The 12,795-nt window shown below is 53.4% G+C and carries 5 protein-coding genes; all 5 read left to right on the top strand.

All coding sequences use genetic code 11. From position 1 onward, the window contains the following. Positions 1–34 precede the first annotated feature (34 nt). Positions 35–2,560: a CBS domain-containing protein gene (locus OSC10802_RS44035; protein ID WP_017715992.1), complete on the top strand. Its 2,526-nt coding sequence runs from the start codon at positions 35–37 to the stop codon at positions 2,558–2,560. Then, positions 2,557–8,316, top strand: coding sequence for a PAS domain S-box protein (locus OSC10802_RS49005; protein WP_017715993.1), 5,760 nt, complete (start codon positions 2,557–2,559; stop codon positions 8,314–8,316). Before OSC10802_RS44035 ends, OSC10802_RS49005 begins: the two co-directional genes overlap by 4 nt. 253 nt (positions 8,317–8,569) lie before the next feature. Then, positions 8,570–9,826 carry an ATP-binding protein gene (locus OSC10802_RS0106590; protein WP_017715994.1) on the top strand — a complete coding sequence of 419 codons (1,257 nt, stop codon included), beginning with the start codon at positions 8,570–8,572 and terminating at the stop codon, positions 9,824–9,826. Positions 9,827–10,078: 252 nt separating this feature from the next. Then, a complete protein-coding gene (locus OSC10802_RS0106595) occupies positions 10,079–11,158 on the top strand; it encodes a GGDEF domain-containing response regulator (RefSeq protein WP_017715995.1) in 1,080 nt (359 codons plus the stop codon). Positions 11,159–11,430: 272 nt separating this feature from the next. Next, on the top strand, positions 11,431–12,738 hold the full coding sequence (locus tag OSC10802_RS0106600) for a hybrid sensor histidine kinase/response regulator (protein ID WP_017715997.1): 1,308 nt from the start codon (positions 11,431–11,433) through the stop codon (positions 12,736–12,738). Positions 12,739–12,795: the final 57 nt, after the last annotated feature.

Consider the following 12,795-nt stretch of genomic DNA (forward strand, 5'->3'; position numbering starts at 1 on the left):
AGGGTGCCTAATTCCTAATACCTAAGACCCAACCATGCAATCAAATAGCTCCCTGAACCAACCCTTATTAGCTCAGTCAGCAGTCATTGACCGGCAGCACCTACTGGTGTCTCCCAGCACTCCAGTCACCGAAGTGATTACCCGCATGAGTCAGAGTCGGAACAGCTGTGTGCTGGTTGCGGAAGGACAGCGGTTGGTTGGTATTTTTACCGAGCGGGATATCGTGAAAATGAGTGCGGCTATGATGCCGCAGGAAGGGGTGGAAGTCCGTCAGGTGATGACCCCCGAGCCGGTCGCCATTTCAGTATCTCAAGAGCTAGACATTTTTTCTGTTATCTCGATATTTCGCCAGCATAAAATCCGGCACCTGCCGGCACTGGATGAGTCTGGGAAAGTTCTGGGGGTTATCACTCAAAGCAGTATTCGAGAAGTCCTCAAGCCCACTGACTTGTTAAAGCTCAAACCAGTCAGTCAGGTGATGAGCGCCAATGTAATTATATCGCCTCCAACCGATTCCCTCTTGCGAATTGCGCAGAAAATGGCAGAAGACCGAATTAGCTGCGTGGTGATTTCAGAAATGAGGGACGGCGGGGGAATTTTTCCGGTAGGGATTATTACGGAACGGGACATCGTTCAGTTCCGGGCAATGGAGTTGGATTTATCTTCAATCGGGGCGCAGGAAGTGATGAGCTGCCCGCTGCTGCCAATTCAAAAGGACGATTCTGTGTGGGCTGCCCATCAATTGATGGAACGCCATCGCATTCGCCGGCTGGTTGTGATAGACGAGGCGGGGATGCTGGCCGGCATCCTCACCCAAAGCACCCTTCTGGAAGCGATAGATCCCTTAGAAATGCACGCTACGATAGAAATCTTGCGGCAGCAGGTGGACGCTCGCACAACTCAATTAAGTGAGGCTAACGCTCGCTTGCAGGAGGAAATCGCCCTCAGGGAACGGGAACTGGGCGCTCGGCTTTTACTGGAAAAGCAACTGCTCGAAGAAAATGCCAAACTCCAGCAAGCTTTAATCGCCGCCGAATCGGCATCCCTTGCCAAAAGCAGCTTCTTGGCGAATGTGGGCCACGAACTCCGCTCCCCTCTCCACACCATCCTCGGGTTTGGGCAGCTGGTGCGCGGAAGCCAAACGCTGACTCCAGAAAACCAAAAATATCTCAGCATCATTCAGCGCAGTGGTGAGCACTTGCTGGATCGGATAGAAAACCTGCTAGAACTGTCAAAAATGGAAGCGGGGCGCACCAGCCTTAACGAAGGAGACTTCGACCTTCACTTGTGGCTCGAGGATCTGGCGGATCTGTTCTCCCACCGCGCCCGCGACAAGCAGTTGGAGTTTGTTCTAGAACGCGCCCCTGACCTGCCTCAATATGTGCGAAGCGATCGGGAAAAATTGCGTCAAGTCTTGGTTAATATTATCGATAACGCGATTAAGTTTACCCCATTTGGGAGCGTGCGGGTGAGAGTGAGAGTGGGGGGTGGCGCATGGGGCGTGGGGAATCGGGAATGGGGCACAGATTTCGATTCTCAATCCCCAAGGCCCAGCGGCGAATTCCCAAGGCCGAATCCCCAAGGATCAATTATCTTTGAAGTAGAAGACACCGGCCCGGGGATTCCGCCTGAGAAATTAAACTGCATTTTTGAGGCTTCTCTGCTGACGCCAACAGAAAAACGAGCGGGAGAGGGGATGGGCATAGGGCTGCCGGTGAGCCGATTTTTCGTCCGGCTGATGGGCGGTGAGATGGCGGCTGAACGTACCTCAACCGGCACTCTTTTAAAATTTGACATTCAAGTCAAGCCGGTGGGGGCGCTTGACATTGAAACAGGACAGCCGTCACGCCGAGCGATAGCCCCAGAACCCAACCAACCTTGCTATCGCATTCTGATTGTGGACGATCAGTGGGAGAATCGCCAGTGGTTCATACAAGTCCTCTCCCCCCTGAGGTTTGAACTCAAGGAAGCCAGCAACGGTGTTGAGGCGATCGAAGTCTGGGACACTTGGGAGCCTCACCTGATCTTTATGGACATGCGGATGCCGGTGATGGACGGGTATGAAGCTGCAAAACGGATTAAAGCGACGGTAAAAGGCCAAGCCACAGCTGTTATTATTGCTCTCATCGCCAGCACCTCGGAAGAGCAAGCGCGGGTTATCGATATGGGGGTTTGTGACGATGTTTTACAAAAAACTTTCCGGGAGTCTGATATACTTGAGCAGACACAAAAGCATTTGGGGGTGCGCTACATTTATGAGGGACGGCACGACTCGCAGGGAGAGGCTCTCGGGCAGCCAAGCCAGCGCCACCGGCTCGTTGAGAGCGATGGGAACCGGCCACAGGCTCTGACGCCGGCTGCCGTGGCTGCCCTCCCAGAGGCATTGCTGGCTGACCTGCAACAGGCCACTATCTGCATTAATTTAGAGGTGATTTCTGATATACTTGATGAAATCCGCCGGCACAATGCAGCTTTAGCGGGGGCGCTGAAGGGACTGGTTGATAACTTTAATTACGCGGCTGTTTTGAATTTGATTCAAGAGGCTAAGGGAGAAAAATGAGTGCTTGTAAAACGGCAAAAAGAGAAATTATTTTAGTGGTTGACGACCGGCCAGAGAGTTTGCGGCTGTTAAGTGCGGTATTGACTAAAGAGGGGTATGCTGTCCGACCTGTGCTGGAAGGGCGCTTGGCCTTAGCGGCGGCACAGGCAGAACCTCCCGACCTGATTTTGCTGGATATTATGATGCCGCAAATGGATGGCTATGAACTCTGCTCCCAGCTAAAAGCCTCTGAACGAACTCGCGACATCCCGGTGATTTTTATCAGCGTCAAAGGGGAAACGTTCGATAAAGTGAGAGCCTTTTCTGTCGGTGGCGCGGACTACATAACGAAACCGTTTCATGTGGGAGAAGCCGTAGCGCGGGTCGAGAACCAGCTCAAGATCCGGCGGCTGCAAAAGCAACTCATGGAGCAAAATGCGCGGCTCTCTCAAGAGAAAAGCGAGCGCGAACTGGCGGAAGCGGCGCGGCGCTCTTCAGAAGCCAAATTAGCGTCAGCATTTCGGGCCTGTCCCGACCCCATTGCGCTGACCACGTTTCCAGAAGGCCGGTTCCTGGAAGTAAACGACAGCTTCTGTGAGTTTTTTGGCGCCCCTCGGGCCCGGGTAATGGGTAACACCGGCTTGGAGCTGGATATATATAATATTATAGCGGTTTGCGCCGAAAGTGTCAAGGAATTGCGAGAGAAAAGATCCATTCGCAACTGTCAGGCGAACATCCGCACCGCCAGTGGGGAGGAGAAGTCAGTCTTGCTGTCAGCAGAACTCATCGATCTGGACGGACAAGAGTGCGCAATCAGCACAGTTACGGACATCACTCACCGCGTGAGAGCGGAAAATGAACTGCGCCTGCTGCTGGAAACAGCGCGAGCCACCAGCCAGAGCCCAGATACAGACAGCGCTCTAGCGGTGATTTTGCAGTTAATTTGTGCGGCGATTAAGTGGGATTTTGGGGAAGCGTGGCTGACTTCAAAGGGCGGCAGGGTGTTAGAGTGCAGTTGGGGGTGGTACGGGCGCGACCCGAGTTTAGAAGAATTCCGGCGCAAGAGGGAAACCCTCACCTTTGCTGCCGGTGCCGGGTTGCCGGGAAGAGTTTGGCAATCCCAGCAGCCAGAGTGGATAGAAGATATTTCCGAACAGCCAGAGTCACTTTTTGAGCGCGGGCTTCCGGCTGCCAAAGTGGGCTTGAGAGCTGGGTTTGGCGTGCCGATTCTCGCCGGCGATCGAGTCTTGGCGGTTTTAGTTTTCTTTAAGCAGGGGAAAAGCCAGCCAGACCGGCGGACAATCGAGCTGGTGAGTGCGGTGGCGGTCCAGTTAGGTGCCTCGATCGGGCGCAAGCAAGCCGAAGCAGCCTTGCGTGAAAGTGAAGAGCGGTTTCATCTGGCAATGGAAGCCAGCGCTCAAGGGCTTTGGGATTGGAATATTGCCACGGGAGAAGCTTATTTAGACCCGCAGTGGAAGAAAATACTGGGGTATGAAGTAGAGGAGATAGAGAACAATTACCAGTCCTGGGTGCGGCGGCTCCATCCAGAGGATGCGTCTGGAGTCATGGAAAGTTTGAATGCCTGTGTCGCGGGCGATCTCCCCATCTATGAAGTGGAATTCCGGATGCGGAGTAAATCGGGGGAGTGGAAGTGGATTGTGGCTCGGGGAAAGGTGACGGAACGGGATGCCGCCGGCGCGCCGGTGCGGATGACGGGGACGCACAAAGACATAACCGAACGCAAAAAAGCAGAGGAAGCGCTGCGCGAGAGTGAGAGGCGATTCCGCGCCATCTTCCACTCGATGTTCCAATTCATGGGGCTGATGCAGCCGGATGGCACGCTGCTGGAAGCCAACCAAACGGCTCTCGACTTTGCCGGGATCTCTGCTGAAGATGTGGTGGGGGTTCCGTTTTGGGAAACGCCGTGGTGGAGACTTGACAAAGCAGCCCAAAATCAGCTAAAAGAAGCGGCTGTCCGCGCTGCTGCCGGCGAATTTGTCCGTTACGAAGCAGAGGTTGCCGGTGCGGGAGATATGGTGATTACCATTGACTTTTCTATCAAGCCGGTGTTTGACGAAACCGGACAAGTGGTACTGCTGATTCCCGAAGGGCGCGACATCACCGAGCGCAAAGTTTTAGAGGGAGAGATTGCCCTGCGGGAAGCCAGACTCAATGCCTTTTTCAGCAACGCTCCCGTCGGAATGTCTATCCTAGATCAGGGACTGAGGTTCGTGCAAATCAACGAACCGCTGGCAGAAATTGATGGACTGTCGGCTTCAGACTACACCGGCAAGACTGTCCGCGAAATTTTGCCCGCCCTCGCGCCGGTTCTGGAACCCCTTTTCCAGCAAGTGCTGGCCACCGGCAAACCGGTTGTCCGCCTAGAACTGTCGGGAGAAGTGCCCAGTCAACCGGGCGCTATCCGTCACTGGGAGGTGTCTTACTTTCCCATTCCCGGAGAGAGGGACCGCCCGGAAAGCGTGGGGGCTGTTGTGGTGGAAATCAGCGAGCGCAAACGAGCGGAATCGCAACTGCGCTCGGTAACAGAACGCCTGCAATACTTGCTCACTTCCAGTCCCGCCGTCATATTTAGCTGCCAGACAGGGGGCGATTGTGCGGCGACGTTTATGAGTGAGAATGTCAGGGAAATTCTCGGCTATGAGGCGCGGGAATTCGTGGGAAATGCCAATTTATGGGCGAGCTGCGTCCACCCAGAAGATCGGGAGATCCTCTTGGCCGCCCCGCATTCCTTCCAGCAGGAGTTGGCTGTTTACGAATACCGGTTTCTGCACGCTGACGGAACTTATCGCTGGATCTACAGCCAGATGAAATTGCTGCGGGACGCTGCTGGCAATCCCATCGAGTATGTGGGGTATTTGATAGACATCAGCGAACTCAAGGCTATAGAGCGAGCCTTGCGAGAGAGCCAGCGCCGGTATCAAATTTTAGCAGAAACATCGCCGGTGTGTATCATCAACACCGACGCTCAGAGGAATTGCCTCTACGTCAATCAGTGCTGGAGCGAGATTACTGGACTGTCCCTAGAAAATGCTGCGGGAACGGGGTGGGCGAGTCCCATCCATCCAGATGACCGAGAGCGAGTTTTTAGCGAATGGGAGCGAGCTGCTAGCGCAAGGGTTCCCTTTAAGTCCGAGTATCGCTTCGTGCGTCCTGATGGCACAATTGCCTGGGTCATCGGTCAGGCGCTGGCAGAAATCGGGGGTGAAGGAGAAATTACAGGTTACGTCGGGACAATTACAGATATCACTGACCGCAAGCAGGTGGAAGAAGCTTTGCGACAGCAATTTTTGCGCCAGCGGCTGGTGAGCGCGATGCTAGAGCGGATTCGGGAGTCGCTGAACCTGAAAGAAGTCTTGCAAACAGCGGTGGAGGAAGTGCGGCAGTTTCTGTCAGCAGACCGGGCCATCATTTACCAATTTTACTCTGACTGGAGCGGGGTTGTTGCTGTCGAGTCAGTCGGTGAGGGGTGGGCATCCGCTCTGGGGACTCACATTCAAGACAGCTGCTTTGTGGAAAGCTGCCCACCACCCTACCGGGAAGGTTGCGTTCGCGCCATAGAGAATACTGAGGCGGCGGGCCCAAACGAGTGCGGCGCTCATTTCCTGAGTCAGTTTCAGGTAAAAGCTAGCGTGGCGGTTCCCATCTCGCACAGCGAAAAGCTGTGGGGGCTGCTGATTGCCCACCAGTGCGGGAGTCCGAGGTTGTGGCAGGAATTTGAGGTGGAGTCGCTGAAACAGCTAGCCGTGCAGCTGCCAATCGCCATTCAGCAATGCACTCTTTTCGAGCAAGCCAAAGCGGAAATCGCCGAGCGCCAGCGGGCGGAAGCTGCCCTCAGAGAGAGCGAGCAGCGCTTTCAACTCGCGGTGTCAGGCACCCGGGATGGGATTTGGGATTGGGATTTAAGAACTGACCGGGTTTATTACTCTCCTGTTTGGATGGAAATTCTCGGCTACCGGGAAGGGGAATTGCCGCAGGAGTTAAGCACCTGGGCGGATAGCGCCCATCCAGATGACTGGGCTGCGGCTCTCGCGACTTTTGCCAGACACATGGAAGGCAAAACACCGGTTTACCAGCACACGCATCGCATGAGACACAAAGAGGGCCGGTGGGTGTGGGTGGAAGTGAAAGGTAAGTGCCTGCGCGACGCCGCCGGCAGACCTCAGCGAGTCACCGGCACCCTCACTGATATCAGCGTTCGCAAGCAGGCGGAGGAAGCCCTGCAACAAGCAAAAGAAGCTGCAGTTGCTGCCAGTCGCGCCAAGAGCGAATTCCTCGCCAATATGAGCCACGAACTGCGAACTCCGCTCAACGCTATTTTGGGCTTTACGCAAGTGATGCGAGGGGACGGGGCTCTCTGTGCCGAACACCGGCAAAATCTGGAAATTATCAATCGCGCCGGCTCTCACCTGCTAGAATTGATTAACGACATTCTGGAAATGTCCAAAATCGAAGCCGGCATAACGGTGTTGAATGAAAGGAACTTCGACTTAATTGTCTTGCTCGACAGCTTAAAAGACATCCTAGAACTCAAAGCCCAATCTAAAGGGCTAGCGCTGAGTTTTGACCTCGCCCCGGACCTGCCCCAATTTGTGCGCACCGATGAGGGCAAACTGCGCCAGATTTTGCTTAACCTGTTGGGAAACGCCATCAAGTTTACGGAAAAGGGCGGCATCACCTTGCGGGTGAGAGTGGGGCACAGCGCACCGGGGGCAGCGCCAAACAATCAATCCCCAATTCCCAATCCCCAATTCCCGAGCCAAAATCCCCAATCCGAAATCCAAAATCCAAAATCCAAAATCCAAAATCCAAAATCCAAAATCACCTTTGAAGTCTCAGACTCCGGCCCGGGCATTGACCCAGAGGAATTCGACAAGTTATTTGAACCTTTCGGACAGACAGAAACGGGGCGGAAATCCCAGCAAGGAACCGGTTTAGGGTTGCCCATCAGCCGAAAATTCGCGCGAATGATGGGGGGAGATATTAGTGTCCGCAGTGCGGTAGGTGTGGGAAGCACCTTCACTTTTGACATCCAGATAAAGGAGATTGAGGCGACTGAAGTTCAAGCCATTCCGCCGCAGCGCAAGGTTACAGCTGTAGCGCCCGACCAACCTAAATATCGCATTTTGGTGGTTGACGACCGCCTGGAGAGCCGCTTGCTCTTGGTGCAAATCCTCGCCTCAATTGGCTTTGAGGTGCGAGAAGCCGAGAACGGTCAAGAAGCGATCCAGGTGTGGGGGAGTTGGGAGCCTCACTTGATTGTGATGGACATGCGCATGCCGGTGATGGACGGCTACGAGGCGACCAAACAGATTAAATCCCACTTGCGAGGTCAGGCGACAGCGATTATTGCCCTGACGGCTAGCGCCTTTGAGGACGACCGCTCGATGGTTTTATCCGCCGGTTGTGATGATTTTATTCACAAGCCTTTCCAACAGGATGAGCTTTTGGCAAAAATTGGCCAGCACCTGGGGGCCGTATATATCTATGAAGAACAGAGCAGCAAAAAAAGCGGGGCCAGCCCAACCCCAGAAAAAATTTTGCCCTTTGCAGACCTGAGCGAACAGTTGGCTCAAATGTCGCCGGAATGGGTGGAAGAGCTATACAGTGCGGCATCCCAAGGGAGCGATGACATTATTTTGGAGTTGCTGGAGCGGGTGCCCCCTGAAAATGCCATGCTGGCGGAAGTTTTAGCAGATTTAGCCAATAATTTCCAGTTCGATAAAATTTTGAATTTGACCCAACCGGAGGGAGAGTGAATCGGGAGCCTCCCGTTTTCGCAATCCCCCTCACCCCTGACTCACCCACAAGTAGGGGGCGCTGCACAGTAGAAGGATGATTGAACTTTTTGCACTCATCCAGAACCCTCTCTTACTCCCCCTCCCCGCAGGCGGGGAGGGGGTTGGGGTGCCGGGTTCATCCTGCCTTTGTACAGCGCCCAAGTAGGGTGCCTTGCGGAACAACGCACCCCAGTGTGGTAATCTCGTTGTGTACAGTTCCCGTAAAGGCGAAATGATGAGTGAAAATTCAGTCGCTCAGCCTAAAGGCACCATTCTAGTGGTTGACGATACGCCAGATAACCTGCGCATTTTATCCTCCATACTGAGCAAGCGGGGGTACGCAGTTCGCAAAGCCTTGAACGGGCCGAGAGCGCTGAATGCGTGCGAGACAGCTTTGCCGGATCTGATTTTACTTGATATTATGATGCCGGAGATGGATGGCTATGAAGTGTGCCAGCGCCTGAAAGCTTCCGAGAAAACTCGCGAGGTGCCGGTGATTTTCTTGAGCGCTCTTGACAGCGTGCCCGACAAAGTGAAAGCGTTTAGTGCCGGTGGTGCAGACTACATCACTAAGCCCTTTCAGGTTGACGAAGTGATAGCCCGCATCGCAAACCAACTGACTGTACGCCAGCTACAGCGCCAGCTTGCCGAGAAAAATGCGCGGCTGGAGGTGTTGAATGAAGAGCTGACGCGCTCCAACGCTGAACTCAAAGAATTGCACGTCCAGCTTGCCGTTCAAAACGCACAGTTGCAACAGTTGAACCTCGAACTGACGCGCTCCAATGCTGACTTAGAACAATTCGCTGCTATTGCCTCCCACGACTTGCAATCGCCGCTACAAGTTATCGTGGGCAATGCCGACCTGCTGTCCTGGAAATATGAAGCCCTTCTCGGAGCGGACGCTGAGCGCTATATTCGCGAGATTGTCAAAGCCGGTTTGAGGATGAAACAGCTAATTCAAGACTTGCTCGCCTATTCTAGAGTGGGAAGTGGCGCTGCAAAATTTGAGCCGGCTGACTGCCAAACCCTGCTCAAACAGGCGCTGGCAAATGTGCGCTCTGAGATATCCTCAAGCGGCGCTTGCATCACCCACTCAGAGCTGCCAAAAGTAATGGGCAATCCCACCCAACTGATTCAGCTGTTCCAAAACCTGATCAGCAATGCCATTAAATTTCGCCGCCCCTCACTTCCCCCACAAATAGAGATTTCAGCCCGAGCGCAGAATGCCGGCGAGTGGCTCATAGCCGTCCGCGACAATGGCATTGGCATAGAACCCCAGGACTATCAGCGCATTTTTGAGGCGTTTCAGCGGCTGCACTCCTGTGACAAGTACCCCGGTACTGGCCTCGGCATGGCCATCTGCAAAAAAATTGTTGACCGGCACGGGGGGCGGATATGGGTAGAATCTCAGCTGGGAGTGGGAACCACTATTTACTTTACCATTCCCCCTCGCTCGATAATTAATACATCGCTTACCAGTTTAAAATAACTAGCACAGGGGTGGAGAGACTTTCAATGCGGACAGTTTAATGGTGGGTATTGCCGCGACCGAAGGCCCGCATCTTCTTATCAGCTCAGCCAGCCTAGCTCGCGAAAAAGATGAGTGCGCTGGCCAGGAGAGACATCCTTGGCAGTCCCCCCCAACTAAACCCCCTTTTTTGTAAACTTGTGGTCAAATAGCTTTCTATCTGTTCGCCTCTGCCTCTGGGGGGGGATTATAGTGGACAGCCCCGGGAAAACAATGAGTAAAAGTCCAGTCGAGCCACCCAAAGGTAACATTCTTGTGGTAGACGATATGCCAGACAACCTGCGCGTCTTATCCTCCATGCTGACGCGCCGAGGGCACACAGTTCGCAAAGCTTTGAATGGGCAGATGGCTCTGACTGCCTGTCAAACGGTTTTGCCTGACCTGATTTTGCTGGATATTAATATGCCCGACATGAATGGCTATGACGTCTGCGCTCTCTTGAAAACTTCTGAAAAAACTTGTCACATCCCCGTTATTTTTATCAGCGTTTTAGATGAGGCGCTTGACAAAGTAAAAGCCTTTCGTGTCGGGGGCGCAGACTACATTACCAAGCCGTTTCAAATCGAAGAAGTATTGGCTCGCGTAGAAAATCAGCTGATGGTGCGCCGGCTGCAAATCAGCCTTCAAGATCGCAACCGGCTCCTGAAAGATCAAAATGCTTTGCTGCTTCAGGAGATTGAAAAGCGCCGCCGTGCCGAGGAAGCCTTACAAAAAGCCAACGAAAAATTGCAGCTTTTAGCTGATTCTGACAGCTTGACGGGAATTGCCAACCGCCGCCACTTTGACGAATCCTTGCGCCGAGAATGGAAGCGATCTGCGCGAGACACATTGTCTCTCTCGCTCATTATGTGCGATATTGATTGCTTCAAATTCTATAACGATACTTACGGCCACCAAGCGGGTGACGATTGCTTAAAGCTGGTGGCGGGGGCGATCGGTCGCGCCCTCAAGCGCCCAGCAGATTTAGTCGCTCGTTATGGGGGAGAAGAGTTTGCCGCCCTCCTCCCTAATACCGATTTAGACGGTGCCTTGCGGGTGGCTGAATCTATCCACTTAGAGGTGCGGCAGCTAAAAATTGTTCACGCGCAATCTTCTGTCAGCGATTATATTACACTGAGCGCAGGCATTGCTTGCACAGTGCCAAACTATACAGAATCGCCAGCCACCCTGATTAGTGCTGCGGACAGGGCACTCTATCAAGCCAAGGAGCGCGGGCGCAATCAATCCTGCGCGGTGGCGCTTGACTGTAGCGCCCTCCCCGAAACAGGGGAAGAGGGGGAGAGGAAACACTAGACCTGCGCCCAGAACCGTCCGAAGCCACACACACTCCCGCTCAAGAAGGCGAGCTCCGCCAGCCGGGGAATAAAAATCCGAATCTGAGGTATACTATCCATAGTGTAACATTTTTATTCCCCCTCGTGACGGGCATCAATTATATCACGTCAGGTAAAATATCCATCCTATCTTTCTGTCAGGCATTGGGCCTTGGGCGTGGTATATTGGGAACTGAATTGCGGCAGTTTAACGACATGATATTCGCAGTATAATTGTGAGGTCAGACTCAGATGAATAGTGAGCTAGCTAAAACTTCCAAGGAAAATATCTTGGTCGTCGATGACACGCCTGATAACGTGCGCCTTTTGACGGCGATGCTGAACGAACAGGGGTACAAAGTTCGCAAAGCATTGAACGGGCCAATGGCTATTACTGCCTGTCAAATGGTTTTGCCAGACCTGATTTTGCTAGATATTAATATGCCTGAGATGAATGGCTATGAAGTGTGCCATAAACTGAAAGCGGACGAGAGAACTCGTGAAGTTCCGGTAATTTTTATTAGCGCCCTCGACGACGTGCTGGATAAGGTCAAAGCCTTCGACGCCGGGGGGGCGGACTACATTACCAAACCCTTTCAAAGGGGAGAAGTTATATCGCGAATAGAAAGCCAGCTTAAGTTGCGCTCGCTCCAGCTAAAACTTCAGGAAAAAAATGCCAAGCTGGAGGGGGCGCTCGCCGAACTAAAAGCGGCTCAAGTTCAACTGATTCAAACTGAAAAAATGGCGGCTGTAGGGCAATTAGTTGCGGGAATCGCTCACGAAATAAACAACTCTATCAGTTTTATCTACGGCAATCTCACTCACGCCACTCAATACGTTCAAGACTTGGCAAGCATTCTCGAACTTTACCAAGAAGAATACCCCAATACCGCCCCCAGAATCCAAAATAAAATTAACGATCTGGACCTGAATTTTTTGAGAGAGGACGCGCCCAATGTGATGGGTGCGATGCACCGAGGAGCCGAGCGCATTCGGCAGCTGGTCGTTTCCCTGCGAAACTTTTCCAGGCTGGACGAAGCTGAGATGAAACCGGTGGACATCCATGAAGGCATCGACAGCACCCTGCTGATGTTGCAGCACCGGCTCGCGGAAACAGAAACTCGCCCCGCCATTACCGCGATCAAAGACTATGGCAAATTGCCCAGAGTGACTTGTTATCCCAGCCAGCTCAACCAGGTTTTTATGCACCTGTTGAATAATGCGATTGATGCTCTGGCGGAGGGGAAGAAGGCATCGGGCACCGGGCGCGGCCAAGAAGATGTCCCGCACCCGGCGATTTGGATTCACACCGAGCTAACCGCCAAAGATACTGTTTTGATTCGGATTGCCGACAATGGCCCAGGCATCTCAGAGCCGGCCCTTTCGCGTTTATTTGACCCATTTTTTACCACCAAGAAAGTGGGCACCGGCGCGGGATTGGGACTGTCTATCAGCTATCAGATTGTCGCGCAACAGCATAAAGGACAGCTCACTTGCTCCTCGCCCCCCGGACAGGGAGCGGAGTTTACCATTGAAATTCCGGCCAGTCAACTGGAGTGAGATTATATAGCAGTAGCCACTTAGGTTCGTACATCTCGGCCTCTTTTGCACCCCCGC

The organism is Kamptonema formosum PCC 10802 (assembly GCF_000332335.1).
Classification (GTDB): domain Bacteria; phylum Cyanobacteriota; class Cyanobacteriia; order Cyanobacteriales; family Oscillatoriaceae; genus Oscillatoria.